This window comes from Clostridium acidisoli DSM 12555 (assembly GCF_900176305.1).
GTDB classification, from domain to species: Bacteria; Bacillota; Clostridia; order Clostridiales; family Clostridiaceae; genus Clostridium_I; species Clostridium_I acidisoli.
The window spans coordinates 1-19,224 of record NZ_FWXH01000010.1; the positions used below are offsets into that span (position 1 = coordinate 1).

The following is a 19,224-nucleotide window of genomic DNA, read 5'->3' on the forward strand; positions in this document are numbered from 1 at the left end:
TAGCGGAGAAAAATCATCCATAGCTTTTTCCCACGGAAAACCCATCACCTTTGACCAGCAAAGCGCCTGTCAAACCCTTCACCTCGCTTTAGCGACCCTTCGCCTTTTCACCGCTGAGCAATGGTGAAAACCCTTCACCAATACTTTGTAATATATCACTATCATGAACAACATTATTTTTAAGATTTACACATATTAATAATGCTCTGCATATATTATAGTGAAATCAAAAAAAGAGGAGAAAAATGATGTATTACTGTAATTATTACAGGCATCAACAGCCAGAAGAAACATACAATTCTAGTAATGAAGACTCTGATAGTGTTTATGGCTGTGAAGAGGCTGATCAATTTGAAAATTTTGAAATTCCACCTTTTTGCCCATATAGGTATTGTCAAATGCCGCCTTATGATGATCCTTATAGAAAACATGGTCCAGGACATGGAATGGATCAAGGACCAGGATCTGGTCATGGTCAAGGGATGCCTCCTGGACCACCACCAACTAAAACACCAAACAAACCATCAACACAAATGGGCGGACCTGGAGTTAAAGCCGTGGATCCGGGTTCATTAAGACCATGTGTATATAGGTTTGTTTATATATGGCCTAGAAGAGGAAAGTCTTTTTGGGCATGGCTCACTTATGTAGGGAGACAATCAGCGTCTGGTTTTAAATGGAATGGACGTAGATGGATATATTTTGGAATAGATTTAAGAGATATACAAAGTTTTCAATGTTATTAAGAACTTATGACATAAGGGGATTAAAAACAATATAAAGAATATATTTAGTCACTTCTTTCATATGTATTAGCTAGCATTCAGGTTGGAATAAAAAACAATCCGAATGCTAGTTTCAATTTAATTGGAAATCTTTTTCAATTGTAAAAGAATCTATAATTAAGAAACTTGGATGTGAATATGGTAAATGATATAATTATTAAAAATGAAGTAATTATATAATAATAATTAAACAATTAAATTGAGAGGAGAAAAACATATGAGAATAGGGAATGGAATTGAAATGCTTGAAATATCAACTGAAGTTATGGGAAGACCAGGTACTATTAATCCAACATTAATTTGGGACAATGATATAACAATTCTTGTAGATACTGGATTTCCAGGACAACTACCATTAATTAGAGCGGCAACTAACAAGGCAGGGGTTTCTTTTGAAAAAATAGGTAAAATTATTCTTACGCATCATGATATTGATCATATAGGAAGTCTTAGTAGCATTGTGAAAGAATTAGGGAACAGTGTTAAAGTGATTGCACATAAGGAAGAAAAGGCATATATACAAGGGGATAAGGTGCCACATAAGTTAGCTAAATTAGAAGAAAACATATCTTCTCTTCCTGAAGAAATGAAAGGAAGATATAAAATGATGAAGGAGGGTTTTCAAAAGTGTAAAACAAATGTGGATCAAGTAATAGAAGATGGTGAGGAATTGCCTTATTGTGGGGGAATTATTACTATTTATACGCCTGGTCATACAATAGGACATATTTGCTTATATCTTAAGCAAAGCAAAACGCTTATAGCAGGAGATTTGTTATTTGTTGAAGAAGGAAAGCTTTCTATGGCACCTACAGCGATTAATTATGATAACGAATTAACCAATAAATCCTTAAAGAGGCTAACAGAGTATGATATAGAAACAGTAATATGTTATCATGGTGGAGTATATAGGGATAATGTAAATAAGAGCATTAAACAATTAGCAAATCAAGGAAAATAGAAAAAGTATCTTTTAGTATTACAAAAGAATAATTAGGGGGCAGACATGTTTGAAATTAAAAGTTCTAGATTAGCATTAGACTCATTGTGTATTTATAGAAATTTACTTAAAGATCCAATTATAAAAAAGCTGAAATTATTACTTGAATATATTTGCTTGGATGATAAGGAATTATCGCAATCCATTAATTTATATAATGATTTCTTGTACAGTTTATTGGATAAAGATGTGGATTCTTTAGAAGATTATATTGTAAATAAAATCATATTCGATGAAAATTCATTTTCAAAAAATGTTCATAAACTTAATGCGGATAAGAAAAAAGAATTAATTAAAAATGCAGTGTCGTTGGATTTGGAAAATCTCCAAATTTTATCAACATTAGATTCAAAAAATATTAAAAATTATTTAATAAATTATTTTAAAGATGAAGAATTTAAATATATTATAGAGAAATTACCTGATTGGCAAATAAAATGTGAGTATGTAGACAATAAAGTAAATCACGAAAATATAAGAAATATTAAACAAAAACTATTTAAGTCTAATAGATGGGGTGGTTTAATTTACGATCTTGAAGACTTTCATATACAATATGGATGTGGGCTCTTTGCTGAGTTTAGAGCTTTTGTATGGGAACATTCAGCAGAAAATGGATATTTTAATGGGGTAAAAAATCCAGATCCTGTTGAGCTTGAAGATCTTATAGGATATGAAAATGAAAGACAAGTAGTAATTGAAAATACAGTTCAATTTTTAAAAGGATTTTCTGCAAATAACGTACTTCTACATGGTGATAGAGGAACGGGTAAATCCTCTACAGTTAAGGCGATACTAAATAAATATTATAAAGAAGGACTTAGGATGATTGAAGTTCCTAAAGCCTATCTTACGGACTTTCCAGATATAATAAGGAACTTAAAGGAAAGACCTCAAAGGTTTATAATTTTTGTTGATGATTTAGTATTTGGAGATGATGAAGAAAGTTATACTGCTCTTAAAGCAATATTAGAAGGTGGACTTGAAAATAAATCATCAAATATATTAATCTATGCAACTTCAAATAGAAGACATCTTGTTAAAGAATATTTTAATGAAAGACCTGGAATTGGTGAAGAAGTTCATGCTGGTGATAGTGTTCAAGAAAAATTATCTCTTGCAGACAGGTTTGGAATTAATGTGGTGTTTTCATCACCAGATCAAAATAAATACTTAGAAATTGTAGATGGAATTGCAGCCAAAAGAAATTTAAACATTGATAAAGAGACACTTCACAAAGAAGCGAAAAAATGGGAGCTGTGGTACAATGGACGTTCTGCAAGAACAGCAAGGCAATTTGTGGATTGGATAGAAGGACATGAAAATATATAAAGGCTGTTGTGCTAATAGGGATTATTCGTCAGTTGATTCACAATCTCTTTATATTCTAAACTATCTAAGTAAATTGTATTGCTAATATTAAATATTAATTTAGCTAATATTTAATAATTATTAAAATACATATGCTTATAAAATGAAAACCATAATAATTTTATAAGCATATTGACAAAAATCTGTTTAAGTAATAGAATTTTCTAAAAATAAATAAAATTTTAAAAGCGTTGAAATTGAGGAGTAAATATATTCTGATGTTTAGAGAGAGAAGTTTAAGGTGAAAATTCTTCTGATGAATATATTGAAGGTAGCTATTGAGCTTCAAATAGAAATCTATTGAGAGTAGAATTTGGCGGAATCCCACCGTTACAAGGGATAGAAGTAGAAGTTTTTGCTTTTAACAAAGTGTGTACAAATTGTACAAAAAAAGGTGGTACCGCGGAGATGTATCCTTCGTCCTTATTTTTATTTAGGACGAGGGATTTTTTTATCTAAAAATATTGTTAGAAGCTTATAGTTTTTATTCTAATGGGGCTAAAGTATAAAAATAACAGGAGGTATTTTATATGAGATTGAGTGGGGCTGAAATCACTATAAAACTTTTGGAAAAACTGGGGATAGATGTTGTAGCAGGAATTCCTGGAGGAACAAATCTTCCACTATACGATTCACTTTATAACAGCAAGATAAAGCATATACTTGCAAGGCATGAACAAGGGGCAGGGTTTATAGCTCAAGGAATAGCTCGTTCAACTGGAAAAGCAGCAGTCTGTTTTGCAACTTCGGGACCAGGAGCAACAAACCTTTTAACGGCCATTGCAGATGCAAAACTTGATTCTGTACCTATAATAGCAATAACTGGACAGGTGGCTTATGATTATGTAGGAACTGATTCATTTCAAGAAGTAGATACGTATGGACTAACAATTCCAATAACAAAGCACAATTTTTTTGTAAGATCTGCAACAGAATTGTTTAGTATTATACCGGAGGCTTTTAAAATTGCAGAGGAAGGCAGAATGGGACCTGTATTAATAGATATTCCTAAAAATGTTCAAACTGAAGAAGTAGAATTTTATAAGTGGCCAGATTTTAATATAGAAAATTCAATAAATAATATAGATGAAAAAGTGCTTAAACAAGCAGCTGAAATGATCAACACATCAAAAAAGCCCATATTATATATAGGTGGAGGAATAGCAAATTCAAATTCCTCAGAAATTTTGTATAAGTTTGCAAAGAAAAACAGTATACCTGTAGTTTCAACGTTAATGGGACTTGGAACTTTTCCAATGGAAGATCCGCTTTATATAGGAATGCTTGGAATGCATGGTGAAAAATACACAAATTTACTTTTAAACGAAGCAGATGTACTATTGGCATTTGGAGTCAGATTTGATGATAGAGCTGTAGGAAATATAAATAAATTTTGTACTAAAGCGAAAATAATACATGTTGATATTGATGATGTTGAGATAGATAAAATAAGGAAAGTTCAAGTTTCAATATGTGCAGATGTTGATGAAGTTATGCATAAAATTATAAACATTGTAGAAGAAAACAAGAGGGAAAAGTGGATAACATATATAAATAATAAAAAAAATTCAACACCAGTATTTTTGCCAAAGGAAAAAGATGAGTTTCATCCAATGAATATAATTAAAGCTGTAAGCAGCCTTGTTAAAGAAGATACAATAATTACAACAGACGTTGGGCAGCATCAAATGTGGGTAGCAAAAACTTACCCAATAAAATCTCCTAAAACTCTTTTAACGTCAAGTGGACTTGGAACAATGGGTTTTGGGTTACCAGCAGCTATAGGGGCAGCAATTGCAAATCCTAAAAAAACTGTAGTATGTTTTTCTGGAGATGGATCGTTTCTTATGAATATTCAAGAACTCGCTACTTTAGCAGATTTAAATTTGAATGTAAAGATAATAATATTAAACAATGGGCATCTAGGACTTGTAAGGCAACAACAAGAACTTTTTTATAACAAACACTATATGGCATCTAGGTTTATAACAAATCCAGATTTTGCAGCTATAAGTAAGGGGTTTGGAATAAATTCTTATAATGTTAATTCAGATGACAAGCTTATGGAAATACTTAAAAAGGTTTTTACCGGTGAAGAACCATGTTTAATTAATATACCTGTTGAACAATTTGAAAATGTATTGCCCATGGTTGCACCAGGAGCTGGCATTTCAGAAATGATAGGCGGTGATTTAATATGAGTACAGAAAATTACGTTATAAAACTTATAGTTAATAATCATCCTGGAGTTATGTCTCATATTGTAGGACTTTTTTCAAGGAGAGCCTTTAATCTTGAGGGTATAATATGTTTGGGGATAGGTGACAGCAATACCAGTCAAATGTATTTGCTTATAAAAAATGATGAGAGGACAGAACAAATTATAAAGCAGTTAGAGAAATTATATGATATTTTAAATGTTTCGCTTCATACGGAAGAGGAGTTTCCTGTTTTTAATAAGTTATACAATGAGTTAGAGTAAATAATTTATTGTAGTTCATAGTAGTGATAAATTGCGAAGCATTGGGTGAAGGGTTTTCACTTATGCTTCGCAATTTTTTTATACTATGAATTAAACTATAAGTAGTTAAAGTTGTAATAAATCTTTTATACTGTTTATCCTTTATGTGGATTAAAAGATTTAACTCTTGAAAAATCAGCTTTACTAAATTGTTTAACTGATAACACAAAGAAAATGAAGAACATAATTAATATAATAATCATTCCTAAATAGGGGTGAATCACAAAGCCATGAATATTAAATGCAACACCAGCTTTAACTAGGTCATTTGTAGATAAATTTTGCATTTTTAGAGTTATATATCTAAATATTGCAGTGGTATAAGTAAGTGGATTTATATATACAATTGGGCGAAGTATTTTAGGCATCACAGTAGTAGGAATATATGCGCCGGATAAAAATGTTAAAGGCATTAATATTACATTAGTCATCATTTGAAATGTAGTTGAATTTTTAGAAACTGTAGCTAAATATAAACCCATAGAACTAAAAGTTGCTCCAACTGCAACCATTACAATAAACATCTGAATAAATTGAATAAAGTCTATTTTTAAGCCCATAAATAATCCCATAATAACAACTAGAATACCTTGAAGTACAGAGATAGTTACAGCAGAAGATATTTGACCTACAGCTATTTGCCATCTTGAAGATGGTGAAACAATTATTTCTTTCATGAATCCACCAGATATATCATCTATGATACTAGTGGAATTAGTTAGTGCAGATTGAAAAACTGTCATAATTATTATACCTGAAATTAAATAGTTAAGGGGATTGCTGTATCCAGTAGTATTAGATTTCATAACAAAAGAAAAGATAAACATAAAAAACATGGGCATTATAATTGAAAAAGCAAGTTGAAGTTTGCTTCTAGTAAAATTGATTAAGTTCCTAGTTATAATAGCTTTTATTGTTCTCATTACAATCTAATCTCCTTTCCTGTTATTGATAAAAATACATCATTAAGCGTACCTTTTGTCATTTCAAAATCTATTATAATGTCCTTAAATTTACACATTATTTCTAGAGTGTCTTTTAAGTCTAATTGTATGGAAAAGACTTCGTCTTTGAGCGTGTATTTAATAGCATGTTTTTCTAAATGTGCCTCAAGAAGTTGATTATTAGAAGTTTTAATCTTTGAAACATTTGATGTATACTGTTTTTTTAGATTATATGGAGTATCAAAAGCTACAATTTTTCCATGGTCCATAATGGCTACTTTATCGCATATTTCAGCTTCATCCATATAATGAGTTGTAAGGAAAATAGTAATATTTTTTTCTTTTTGAAGCTTGTAAATATAATCCCATATGTTGGCTCTAGTTTGAGGATCTAGGCCTGTTGTAGGTTCGTCTAGGAATAATACCTTAGGATAATGAATTAGTCCTCTAGCTATTTCAACCCTTCTTTTCATTCCACCTGAAAGACTGTTAACAGGTGCTTTTTGCCAGTCTTTTAAATCTACAAGATTTAATACAAATTCAATTCTTTGTGTGATTTCATTTTTGGGAACTTTGTAAAATTCGCAATGAAATTTAAGATTTTCTTCAACAGTTAATTTACCATCTAAGGTGAAGTCTTGAAAAACGATACCTATGTCATTTCTAACCTTATCTTTGTTTTTAGAAACATCATAGCCATTAATCTTAAGAGTTCCTTCAGTTTTATCAATGATTGTACAAAGAGTACTTATGGTTGTACTTTTACCGGCTCCATTTGGACCTAGAAAAGCGAAAATTGACCCTTCTTCCACTTGAAAAGATACATTGTCAACTGCTTTAAAGTCTCCATATTGTTTAGTAAAATTTTCTACTTCAATTATATTTGACATAACATTTATCCTCCTGTTTTGTAATTTCTAGTTTATTGTAACTAGCCATTTTAAAGTAGGCATAAAACATTTCTAAAGATTTTATAAAGAAGGTTAAAAGTTTTTTAAACACACATTATAATACACAGATTTATCCATTCACTACCATGAGGGCAAGTTTCACTTTATAAAATTTTTAAGAATCCTTAAAGTAATTTTTAAAAATACTAATTACAATATTAATTAATAAATGTATTATTAACTAGGGAGCGTGGTACTCATGATTAAAAATGCCATAATAAATTTTTTTATGGAGTGGGGTAAGAAACGTAAAGAGAATAGAATTTTTCATAGAGAATTGCATAAAGAATTTCATAAGAAACAAAATGAACTATATAAAAATAATGTTGAGCTACAGATGTATAGGAAACATGTTAAATATTCAAGAATTATTATTACTCTATTAAATTTAGTAATATGGTTTCTTATATTCAAATATTTTGGAATAAAAACCATAAGTGTTTTTTTTGCTGTGCTTATAAGTTTAGGAGCAATAATACAATTAATTTTTTTAATGACTTTAGAGAAGAGGATATTTAAACCAATAAGCCAATTAGAAAAAGGTGTTGAAGAAATTTCTAAGGGAAATTATGACGTAAATATCGAATCTAATTATAATACTGAAATTAGCAATCTTATAGATTCTTTTAATGATATGGCAAAAAAATTAAAAGAAGGGGAGAGACTTAAAGCTGAATATGAGGAGAACAGAAAAACACTTATAGCAAATATATCTCATGATTTAAAAACTCCAATAACTTCAATTCAAGGATATATTGAAACGCTATTAGAACTAGAAAATATGCCAAAGGAGAATATAAACAAGTATTATAAAATAATACATAATAATGCTGCGTATATTAACAAATTAATAGATGATCTTTTCCTATTTTCAAAGTTAGATATACAAAAACTAGAACTATATATAGAGAGAGTTGAAGTACTTTCATTTATGGAAGATTTAATGCAGGAATTTAAATTCGAACTTGATGATAGAGGAATTGAATTGTACTATAATTATAGTATTAAAGAAAAGTGTTATGTAGAGGTAGACGGAAAAAGAGTAAATCAAATATTTAAAAATATAATAGGGAATGCTGTAAAATATGGCAAAGAGAATGATTTAAAAATAAATGTATATTTATATAAAAACAAGGGTCATATATGTATTGAAATAGAGGATAATGGAATAGGGATTCCTGAAGATAAACTTGAACATATATTTGAGAGATTTTACAGAGTGGATTATGAGAGGACTAAGGATCTTATGAGTACAGGACTGGGCCTTGCAATTGCAAAGGAACTAGTAGAAGCTCAAGGAGGGTCTATAGCAGCAAGAAGTGTAGAAAATAAGGGAACAACTTTTATTGTAAAGTTTCCAATTAAAGAATAGATAGGAGTAGAAGTTGATGAAAAACATTTTAATAATTGAAGATGATATTGATATTGCAGAACTTGAAAGGGATTACCTTGGATTAAATGGATATAAAGCTGAAATTATTCAAGATGGAGCAGAAGGACTAAAAAAAGCTCAAGTTGGAAATTATGACGTTATAATAGTTGACTTGATGCTTCCTAACAAAAATGGATATGAAATTATTAAAGAGATTAGAAAAAAACAGGAAATACCAATAATTGTAGTCTCAGCTAGAACAGATGATATAGATAAAATAAGAGGGTTAGAGTTTGGAGCGGATGATTATCTGACAAAACCATTTAGTCCGGCAGAACTTATGGCCAGAATAAAGTCCCATATAAATAGATATGAAAGACTTAAAGGAAATAGTGTTGTACCATTAGAGGTTATAACGAGAGGTGGATTAGAAATAAATGTAGATTCACACAGGGTATTTGTTAATGGTAAAGAAATTCAGATGACTTCAAAAGAATATGGGATACTTGTATTTCTAGCATCTAATCCAAATATAGTATTCACTAAAGAACAAATATTTGACAGAGTATGGGGAGATGAAAGCTTTGGAGATACAGCTACAGTTCCAGTTCATATACAAAAAATAAGAAAAAAAATTGAGAAGGATTCATCTAATCCTGAATTTATAGAAACATTATGGGGAACAGGTTATAGGTTTAAAGCTTAAATTAAAAAAAGATATGTCACAATATATTATGTTAAAGTGACATATCTTCTGCAATCTACTATTTTTCAATAAGTGTTTTATAACTTTCCTCTTTTTTCTGTATGTTTTGAGATATAACGTCATTAGGAAGCTCTCCGTCAACACCTAAATAATAATGACGTAAAGGTAAAATATTTTCATCTAATTCATATACTAGAGGAACACCTGTTGGTATATTAAGATCTGCAATTCCATTTCCAGGTATATTATCAAGATATCTAACTAGTGCCCTTAGAGTATTTCCATGAGCGGCAATAATTATTTTTTTACCGTTTTTAATTTGAGGAACAATAACTTCGTTCCAATATTCTAATACTCTTTTCTGTGTATCATCAAGATTTTCAGTTGTAGGTATTTCCTCTTCTTTTAATTCTGAATATTTGTGTTCATTGCCAGGATATCTTTCATCACTTTTTTTAAGTGCAGGTGGTCTAACGTCTACGTACCTTCTCCATTTATGGACTTGTTCATCACCATACTTTTTAGCTGTTTCTGCTTTGTTTAAACCTTGAAGTGCGCCATAATGTCTTTCATTTAACTTCCAAGATTTATAAACTGGTATCCATAAAAGATCTAATTCCTCTAATACGGTAGATAGAGTTTTTATTGCCCTTTTTAAAACTGAAGTATAGGAAATATCAAATTCATATTTATTATTCTTAAGTATTTTTCCAGCTGTTTTAGCTTCATCAAGTCCTTTTTCTGATAAGTCAACATCTGTCCAACCAGTAAATCTATTTTCTTTATTCCATTCACTTTCACCGTGTCTTATTAAAACTAATTTTATCATTTAAATCCCTCCTCGTTTAATTGTATGTATAAGAACACATTAAAAATATGTGCTCTAAATATTGTATCTCTTTACATAAATTCTATACAATTTAATTATAAATTGCAAGTGATAATCATTATTATTTATACATTTTTTATTAATTTAAAATTGTATCCTCAAGTTTATTTAAATCTAAGATTTTGAATGTATTTTTATGAAAATCTATAATTTTTTCATTTTTCATGTTTATAAGCTCTCTTGAAAGGGAAGGACGTGGAATGCCTAAGGATTCTGCCATTTCTTTTCTGGAAAAATCTATTTGAAATATAAGCTTTTTTCTTACATAATAAATGTCAAGTAAAAAACTGGCCACTTTTTCGCGTATTGTGTTGTAGGAAAAATTTTTTAGTTTTTTATTAAGCATAAGAATTTTATTAGATAAAAGTCCCATAAAATTACTTAATATTATAGAATTAATGGTACATAACTGAAGAATAGCTTCTTTTGTTATGTACAATATTTTACAATCATCGGAGCTAACAATTGTAGAAGGATATTTATGTGTCTCTGAAAAAATTATAACTTCTCCAAATATATCACCAGGTAAAAACTTTGCTATGGTGACAGTTTTTCCAGATGCAAAAAGTTTTTTTACCTCTACTGAACCAGAAAGAATGAGACCTAGGTTAGAACATTCATCGCTTTCAGCTGCTATTATACTATCTTTAGGATAGAAGGTGATTTTATAGTTTACATTATGCAAAAGATTGTTAATTTCTTGTGGACTAAATTTTTTGAAAATTACACATTTATTTAAAACATCTATAAATTCTATCACCATATTCACTCCCTCTATAATTATATTTGAAAAAAGGTAACATAAGATACAGACTTTATATTAAAATATTACTATAATAAAATCATGAAATCAACGAATAAAGAGAATGTTTCAATATAAATGGAGGGTACAAAATGAAAAGGAAAATTGTAAAAATACATGAAGAAAAATGTAATGGATGTGGAATATGTGTGAAGGCTTGTCATGAAGGGGCTATTCAAATAACTGATGGGAAGGCAAAACTAATAAGTGACATTTATTGTGATGGTTTAGGAGACTGCTTGCCGGGATGCCCTGAGGGTGCCATTGAGATAATCGAAAGAGAAGCTAGTGAATATAGTGAAGAGGCAGTCAAAAAACTTCAAGAAGAAAACAAAAGTAGTACAGAAAAGATTGTTTCAGAACTAAGACAATGGCCTGTTCAGTTAAATCTTATAAATAGTAGAGCACCATATTTAAATGGAGCAAATCTTTTGGTGGCAGCAGATTGTACAGCCTATGCCTATGGAGATTTCCATAAGGATTTTATAAAAGATCATATAACAGTTATAGGCTGCCCTAAACTAGATGATGTAAATTACTATAAGGAAAAATTAATAAACATGCTCAGTAATAACAATATAAAGAGTATAACTGTAGTAAGAATGGAAGTTCCATGTTGCGGTGGAATAGTTTCAGCAGTAAAGGCAGCTATGTTAGAATCAAAGACAATTTTACCATATAGAGAGGTAATAATAAGTACAGAGGGAGAAATTCTCTAAATAGTTTATCCATTCGCTATCATCCGTAAGACTCCCACTTATGCAAGCATTGAGTTAACGGATGCTACGCGCTGCATTGGTTCAACGAACACTCAGATGGTGTCAAAACCAAAACACCATCTGAGTGTTCGTTTCACTTTATTTACAAGAATTCAAAAGTAAGTGTTATTAAAAAAATCTTGCATTAAGGCTGAAAATGTTGTATAACTTATATATATACTGACTAGTCAGTTTGTGTATGGATTGGAGGTAATAACATGAATTTGTTTAGCGTATTTAAAACAGAAGCTAAATCATTTTTGCAAAACAAAATTAAGATACTTGCATTGTTAGCCGTCATAATTATTCCATTATTATATAGCTTCAGCTATTTAAAAGCCTATTGGGATCCATATGGTGATTTGAAAAATTATCATGTTGCAGTTGTTAATAATGATTCAGGGGCAACCTTAGATAATGAAAAGGTTAATTACGGTAATGATACTATTAAAAAACTTAAGGATAATACCGATGTTGGTTTTGAATTTGTTGATAGTAAGACGGCAAATAAGGGAATCAATGATGATAAATACTTTGCATTAATCGAAATACCAAAGGATTTTTCACAAAAAATTGCTGATGCGAAAAATGGTAAAGCAATAGCTCCTACAATAAAATATGTATCAAACAATAAGAAAAACTATATTGGGACTAAAATTTCAGAAAATATTAAAAATGAAATTTTAGTTCAAGTTAAGCAGAGTATTTCAGGAAAATATGGAGAAAGCGCATTTGATTCAATTTACCAATCGAGAGATGGGTTAAATGATGCTGCAAATGGTGCTGATAAGCTCATTAACGGAACAAATGATATTCATGATGGTAATAACAAAATATCATCTAGTTTAAATGAACTTAATAATCAAGTACCTAAGTTACAAAATGGTACAAATGCTCTTGCAAATGGTTCATTAGCACTAACTAACGGTCTTGGTAGTTTGAACTCACAGGTTCCTACAATAACTAATGCAGTTGGGCAGCTTACTTCTGGTGCTAATTCCTTAAACAAAGGATTAGCTGATGCTAACAATGGTGCGGCTACACTAGCTTCAAAATCAAAAGACTTAAATGATACTTACAATAACAAGGTAATTCCTGGTTATGGACAGATGACAGATGCTCTTAAAAATGGTGCAGATGGCTTAAATAATGGGGCAAAACAAGTTCAATATGGAGTTAAGCAATTGATTGACAATACGAAAAGTAGTCAAGATGCAATCAATGCAGCACAAAAATACTTAATTGCATATTTAGCAAACAATAAAAATGCAATGAATGATAAAAACATGCAAAACTATATGAATGCTATGCAACAAATAGCTGAACAGACTAATTCATCTAGTGATGCTAATAAAGCTAGCATTAAACAATTAACAGATGGAACACAAACAATGGTTGATGGGACTCAAGAGCTATCAAATAGTCTTAATCTTAATAATGATAACTCAGCAGTATCACAATTTAAAGCAATTGGATTAAATGCTTTTAACACAGCTGGACTTCAGCCTTACACAGCTGGAGTAGATCAGTTAGCTTTAGGATTAGGGGCATTAGCACAAGGTTCTGATAAAATTTCTACTGGACTTGGAGCTTTAAATGCTAACATGCCAACACTTACAAATGCATCAAGTCAATTATATAATGGATCATCTACATTAAATAATGGTATAGATGAACTTAACTCAAAAATGCCTGCTTTAGCTTCTGGTACACAGCAGCTTGCAGACGGATCAAATAAACTTGGGGATGCTTTAACAACCTTAAATAACGGAAATAAAGACTTGAAAAATGGACTAACAGATGGAGCAAACAAAATCAATGATAATGTGAAATCATCAAGTAAAGATCTTGGAACCTTCATTGGTGATCCAGTAAAAATATCAGAAACTAATATTGATGAAATAGATAATTATGGTACAGGGCTAGCTCCATACTTTTTACCAATATCATTGTGGTTAGGTGCCGTACTTATGATGCTTATTTTAAAGATTAAAAAAGATAATTATAAAGAATTAAACAGATTTGAATTTACTTTAGGGAAATATTTCAACTATGGTATACTAGGTATAGTACAGGCAATATTATTGGGGTTTGTAGTTTTAATACTTGGAATTAAGCCTGCACATCCAGTGATGCTTTTTGGTTCTTTAATAGTAGTAGCACTTTCATTTGATGCTATACTTTATGCGCTAGTAAGTTTACTTGGACTGGTAGGAGAAGGTGTAGCAATAGTACTTTTAGTATTACAACTATGTTCTGATGGAGGTACCTTCCCAATGGAAGTTTTGCCTAAATTTTTCCAAAACATAAGCTATTTCTTACCATTTACTTACACGGTACAAGGCTTAAGAGAGTTGTTATTTGCTCAAAATATTAATAGTGCTTTAGTATTAAAAGATTTAGGAGTGCTTTTATTGTTTGGACTTGTAGCAATAATTGTTACACTAACATTAATTAAAAAAGGTGAAAAAATAAACAAACATATAGATGAAGCTTTAGATAGTTCAGCTGCTTAATTTATATGAGATAAAATAAAAGGGTATTAAAGAAAAAGGCCAGAATTTACTAGCCTTTTTTTTTATTTTTAGTGTATGTTAAAGATTTCCAGAAAAACAATACTATAACTAAAAGCGTAATTAAAGGTGAGATAAACTCTGGGACTTCAACCTTAAAGCCTTCAAGTATCATTATAACTCCCAAAAATAATATAGAATACATGGCACCATTTTTTAGAAACACATACTTTTTTATATTTTCAATATTGCCTATAGTTAGTTGCCTAACAACAATTGCTCCAAGTCCATTACCAATAATAATAAGTGGTACTGACATAGTAAAAGCAAAGGCACCTAAAACACCGTCAATTGAAAAGGTAGTGTCAATTATCTCTAAATATAATATTTTGCTTAAATCTGACATTTTATTAGTATTACTTAATAGCTGGGCTTCATTTGATTCTGCATTTTTTTTAAAACCATCTGTTATAAAAAAGGCTGAAGAACCTATGACAGCAGCTAAAGCTAACATTGGATTATATTTTAAGGAAAGTGTTACTATAAGAACTAGAATAAGAGAAACTACAGCATAAAACCAAACTCCATGCTTTAAAAAGAATTTTTCACTTGAAAGTCCAAATTTCTTATCTTCTATAAATAACCAATGTAAAAATAGAAATAAGAGAAAAATCCCTCCGCCAAGCATAAGTGGAGGTTTAGACATTTCAATGGATTCCTTTATATGTGGATTGTTAGAAAACGCAGCGGTTAATGCACCAATTGGCCCTAAGGTTGGATTGGTAATCCATACTATGAGCCAAGGTAGCATTCCTCTTACAACAAAAACTGCAAATATTATTCCGTATATTAAAAAAAACTTTTTTCCCTTTTCAGACATTGTTCCAAGGACTTCCGCATTGATAACAGCATTATCAATACTAGATACTATTTCAAAAATACATAATCCAATTAAAATAAATATTATAGAGAATATACTCATAAACCACACTCCTTTTTATTGAAAATTCTGTTATGTCAAATTATTCTGTCTATTTGTAGATTATATCAAAAAAATTTATATTACTATGTTAATATATTAATAATTTTAAAAATTATGTGGTGTATATCTATATTGAATGTTTAAATTTAAAATGATAAAATTAGAAAGTATGCTTACAATTGGAGGTAAAAGATGAAGACGTATTATGATATTGTTGTCATTGGTGCAGGTCCAGCCGGTCTTCTATCGGCAATATCTGCTAAAAAACAAGGTATTGATGATATAATTATAATTGACAGAGATGATAATTTAGGCGGTATTTTAAATCAATGTATTCATGACGGATTTGGTATAGAAATTTTTAATGAGAATTTAACAGGTACGGAATATGCCGAAAGACTTAATGAGGAAGTAAAAAAGTTAAATATTCAGTATAAATGTAATACGGTAGTTTTAAATATAGATGATAATAAAGTTGTGACAGCAGTAAATAAAAATCAGGGTATTTTTCAGATAAAGGCTAAGGCTTTAATTTATGCTACAGGAGCTAGAGAAACTGCAAATTTTAAAATTAATATTGATAAAAGCAGAAGTGCAGGAGTATATACGGCCGGTACAGTACAGAGGTTCGTTAATATTGAAGGATATGTTCCAGGTAAAAATGCTTTGATTTTAGGATCAGACAATATAGCACTTATAACAGCTGGGAGATTAGCAATTGAAGGAACAAATGTAAAAGCTCTAATTGAACCACAGCAGCATATATTAGGTGATAAAGAAAAGCTTGAATTATGGATTCATAGTTTTAACATACCAATAAAATTAGGGTATGACATTGTAGAAATTAAAGGTAGGAAAAGAATCACAGGAGTTACTATAGCTAAGTTAGACAATAATAAAATAATAGAAGGTACGGAAGAGCATATTGAGTGTGACGCTTTAATAGTTGGAGCAAAGTTAACACCTGAAATTGAACTTATAAAAAAGCTTACAATTACAATGTGTAAGGAAACTATGGGACCTAAAGTAGATAAAAATTTTCAAACAGATATAAGTGGAATTTTTGTGTGTGGAAATGCCCTTCATATAAATAGATCTGCTGATGGTGCAGCTATAGAAGGTAAAAAAACCGGCATATATGCAGCAAACTATATAAGAAAATTATGATATTTAGGAAAAATTAAAGTTGAAAAAAGACTATCTTAAAATTTTTATTTTGAGATAGTCTTTTTTACATTGATGAATAAATGTCAAGTTTATAGAGACAATATATGTTTATCTTTTCCTTGTGTTACAAATATGTGAAAGTTATAATATTAATTGGAAGGAGAATAGGGCAGTGATTATATTAGGTTGGTGATTTTATGTATAGGCTTAGTTCGAGACAAATAGATTTAGTTAGGAGATTGCTCAAAAATGAAAACGTTACAGTTAAAAATTTCGCGCAAGCACATAATGTAAGCACTAGAACAATTTATAGAGAAATAGACAACATTAATAAATTAATTTCCAAATATAAAATAAATATAATAAATACACTAAATGGATTAAGTTTAAATGGTAAAGATGATGAAATTTTAGAATTTAAATGGGCAATGTATGGTTCAGAGTCGATGACAGGATCCAAGAATAGAAAAAATTTCATAGTTGCAGAACTTTTACAATGTAAAGAGCCTATAAAAATTCAATATTTTGCACAAAAATTTGATGTGTCCAGTTCAACAATAAGCCATGACATAAAAGATGTAAAAGAATGGCTTGAAACAAAGCATATAAATGTTATTTCTAAACCAGGTGTTGGGGTATACACAGAGGGTGGCGAAGAAAATATTAGACATACTTTAGTTGATTTGCTTTATAAAAATTACAATATAGAACAATTGATTAGTTTTATACAAAATGATATAGAGGAAATAAATGAAGGTAAAAATAGTAGAATCGATGAGCTTAACAATAGACTATTAAACATAATAGATTATGAAACAATTTATCTTATTGAGCGGTCACTTTCGAATATAGAGTCAACAATGGATTATAAAATAGACGACAGATTATATATAGAGTTATCTATTCACCTTTCTTTAGCCATTGAGAGGTTAAGGAATAATGAAAAAATTAGTTTCGACAGCATTACCTTAGAAAAGTTAAAGAAGTCACAAGAATATAAAATATCAAAAATTATAGCAAAGTATATTGAGAATGAAATAGAGATAAAAATTCCAGAAGAAGAACTTGGGTATATTACAGTTCATCTTCAAGGGGTAAGGGTTGGGGGAAACAACTTAAATTTAAGTGAGAAATATTTATATTCACTTACAGAAAATGTAATAGAAGAAGCCTCAAAGATATTTGATATAAGATTTGATATGGATTGTATACTAAAAAAAGATTTAAATATGCATCTTTTAAATTCAATTTACAGATTAAAATCAGGGTATAAAATAAGAAATCCGTTAATAAGTGAAATTAAACATCAATATGGATATGTTTTCAATAAATGTAATAATGTCTTAGATGTCCTTAGAAAAGCTTTAAATGTAGAGATAAGTGAAGATGAAGTTGGATATATAAGTATGCATTTCGCAGCGGCAATGGAGAGAATGAAGGATAAAACCACTATATATAATGTACTTTTGGTTTGTGCTAGTGGAGTTGGAACTTCAAGAATGCTTGCAGCTAGAGTAAAAAAAATTAAGGAAATAAACATAGTTGCTATATCTTCAGTTTTTAAAATTGATGAAATAATAAATAAAAATCCTGTAGATTTAATTATATCAACAGTACCAATTAAAAGAGAGGACAAAAAAATCATTGTTGTAAATCCATTATTCACTGAAAGGGATATTACAAAACTTGAGGACGAGTTGAATATAAAGATAACTATAGAGAAGGAAGAAAAACGACAGCCTATTGAAAAACAAATGGAAAATGTAGAACGTATAAAGGCATATAGTTATGAGATAAGTACCATTGTAAAAAATACATTTTTCACAGAAATATGTGCGACCAATGTAAACGGTATAATTCAAGAATTATTAGAAGAACAAGTTAAGTATGGAGTAATTGATATGAAAACTTCAGATGGTATCAAGGTTATGTTAGTAAATAGAGACAAGTTAGGCACAATAATATTGCCTAATAAAAAATTTGTTATATATCATTGTGTAAGTAGTGATATTAAAGAGCCTATGATAACAGTTGGAAAGCTAAAAATACCTATAAAGCTTATAAACTTAATTGATAAAAAAGAATTGATTTATACAGCTTTTCTTATGGTAGCACCATTAAACAAAAAGGATAGTTTAGAAGTTATAGGAGATTTATCATCATCAATTATCGAACAAGTTGATTTTATTGATAGATTAAATGAAAGTAAAAATGCTGAAGAATGTAGAAAAATTATTGAGAAGACTCTTGTAAAAAGGCTTTATCTACAAATAATAAGAGTTTTTAGATAGGGAGATGAAGAAGTGTTAAATAAAAATAATTTATATAACAATAAGGGCCCATTTGCATTATTTTATATTTTATTAAGTTTACCATGGGTAATCCAAATAAAAAATTTATTATCATTAGGGAAAATAGGATCGTCTATTAAATTATCCGTATTTGCAATTGTATTTTTGGTTGC

Annotated in this window: 16 protein-coding genes and 1 other annotated feature; of the genes, 11 read left to right on the forward strand and 5 right to left on the reverse strand. The window is 29.8% G+C overall.

Going from position 1 to position 19,224, the window contains the following annotated elements; translation table 11 throughout:
- Positions 1–245: 245 nt before the first annotated feature.
- The 5 genes from B8978_RS12285 to ilvN all read left to right on the forward strand — a co-directional run bounded on the left by B8978_RS12285 (position 246) and on the right by ilvN (position 5,638).
- Positions 246–746 (forward strand): hypothetical protein, encoded by a 501-nt coding sequence (locus B8978_RS12285; protein WP_242950553.1) that lies wholly within the window; start codon positions 246–248, stop codon positions 744–746.
- A gap of 256 nt (positions 747–1,002) precedes the next feature.
- Positions 1,003–1,746, forward strand: a complete 744-nt coding sequence (locus B8978_RS12290; protein ID WP_084116338.1) for an MBL fold metallo-hydrolase — start codon at positions 1,003–1,005, stop codon at positions 1,744–1,746.
- A 45-nt stretch (positions 1,747–1,791) separates the two neighbouring features.
- Positions 1,792–3,117, forward strand: coding sequence for an ATP-binding protein (locus tag B8978_RS12295; protein WP_084116339.1), 1,326 nt, complete (start codon positions 1,792–1,794; stop codon positions 3,115–3,117).
- A gap of 221 nt (positions 3,118–3,338) precedes the next feature.
- Positions 3,339–3,584 (forward strand) — a binding site (T-box leader).
- A 102-nt stretch (positions 3,585–3,686) separates the two neighbouring features.
- Positions 3,687–5,357: a biosynthetic-type acetolactate synthase large subunit gene (gene ilvB / locus B8978_RS12300; protein ID WP_084116340.1), complete on the forward strand. Its 1,671-nt coding sequence runs from the start codon at positions 3,687–3,689 to the stop codon at positions 5,355–5,357.
- Positions 5,354–5,638 (forward strand): acetolactate synthase small subunit, encoded by a 285-nt coding sequence (gene ilvN / locus B8978_RS12305; RefSeq protein WP_084116341.1) that lies wholly within the window; start codon positions 5,354–5,356, stop codon positions 5,636–5,638. Before ilvB ends, ilvN begins: the two co-directional genes overlap by 4 nt.
- 134 nt (positions 5,639–5,772) lie before the next feature.
- Here the strand turns inward: ilvN and B8978_RS12310 are convergent, their stop codons facing one another.
- The gene (locus B8978_RS12310) at positions 5,773–6,600 is read right to left on the reverse strand and encodes an ABC transporter permease (protein WP_084116342.1); all 828 of its coding nucleotides are present in this window, start codon (positions 6,598–6,600) and stop codon (positions 5,773–5,775) included.
- Positions 6,600–7,511 carry an ABC transporter ATP-binding protein gene (locus B8978_RS12315; RefSeq protein WP_084116343.1) on the reverse strand — a complete coding sequence of 304 codons (912 nt, stop codon included), beginning with the start codon at positions 7,509–7,511 and terminating at the stop codon, positions 6,600–6,602. The genes B8978_RS12310 and B8978_RS12315 overlap by 1 nt, the downstream gene beginning before the upstream one ends.
- A 259-nt stretch (positions 7,512–7,770) precedes the next feature.
- Between B8978_RS12315 and B8978_RS12320 the strand changes: the two genes are divergently transcribed.
- The gene (locus B8978_RS12320; RefSeq protein ID WP_084116344.1) at positions 7,771–8,943 is read left to right on the forward strand and encodes a sensor histidine kinase; all 1,173 of its coding nucleotides are present in this window, start codon (positions 7,771–7,773) and stop codon (positions 8,941–8,943) included.
- Positions 8,944–8,959: 16 nt separating this feature from the next.
- Complete coding sequence (locus B8978_RS12325; protein ID WP_084116345.1) at positions 8,960–9,649, forward strand: response regulator transcription factor; 690 nt, start codon at positions 8,960–8,962, stop codon at positions 9,647–9,649.
- A gap of 58 nt (positions 9,650–9,707) precedes the next feature.
- Here the strand turns inward: B8978_RS12325 and gpmA are convergent, their stop codons facing one another.
- Both gpmA and B8978_RS12335 read right to left on the reverse strand, forming a co-directional pair.
- Positions 9,708–10,478: a 2,3-diphosphoglycerate-dependent phosphoglycerate mutase gene (gene gpmA / locus B8978_RS12330; RefSeq protein ID WP_084116346.1), complete on the reverse strand. Its 771-nt coding sequence runs from the start codon at positions 10,476–10,478 to the stop codon at positions 9,708–9,710.
- A 139-nt stretch (positions 10,479–10,617) separates the two neighbouring features.
- Positions 10,618–11,301: a Crp/Fnr family transcriptional regulator gene (locus B8978_RS12335; protein WP_084116347.1), complete on the reverse strand. Its 684-nt coding sequence runs from the start codon at positions 11,299–11,301 to the stop codon at positions 10,618–10,620.
- A gap of 131 nt (positions 11,302–11,432) precedes the next feature.
- On the opposite strand from B8978_RS12335, the gene B8978_RS12340 reads away from it, so the two are divergent.
- On the forward strand, positions 11,433–12,059 hold the full coding sequence (locus B8978_RS12340; RefSeq protein ID WP_084116348.1) for an ATP-binding protein: 627 nt from the start codon (positions 11,433–11,435) through the stop codon (positions 12,057–12,059).
- A 257-nt stretch (positions 12,060–12,316) separates the two neighbouring features.
- Positions 12,317–14,614, forward strand: coding sequence for a YhgE/Pip family protein (locus B8978_RS12345; RefSeq protein WP_084116349.1), 2,298 nt, complete (start codon positions 12,317–12,319; stop codon positions 14,612–14,614).
- Between the two features lie 49 nt (positions 14,615–14,663).
- On the opposite strand, the gene B8978_RS12350 is transcribed toward B8978_RS12345, so the two are convergent.
- Positions 14,664–15,593, reverse strand: a complete 930-nt coding sequence (locus tag B8978_RS12350) for a DUF475 domain-containing protein (protein WP_084116350.1) — start codon at positions 15,591–15,593, stop codon at positions 14,664–14,666.
- Positions 15,594–15,785: 192 nt separating this feature from the next.
- On the opposite strand from B8978_RS12350, the gene B8978_RS12355 reads away from it, so the two are divergent.
- Positions 15,786–16,760, forward strand: a complete 975-nt coding sequence (locus B8978_RS12355) for an NAD(P)/FAD-dependent oxidoreductase (RefSeq protein WP_084116351.1) — start codon at positions 15,786–15,788, stop codon at positions 16,758–16,760.
- A gap of 197 nt (positions 16,761–16,957) precedes the next feature.
- On the forward strand, positions 16,958–19,051 hold the full coding sequence (locus B8978_RS12360) for a BglG family transcription antiterminator (RefSeq protein WP_084116352.1): 2,094 nt from the start codon (positions 16,958–16,960) through the stop codon (positions 19,049–19,051).
- Positions 19,052–19,224 lie beyond the last annotated feature (173 nt).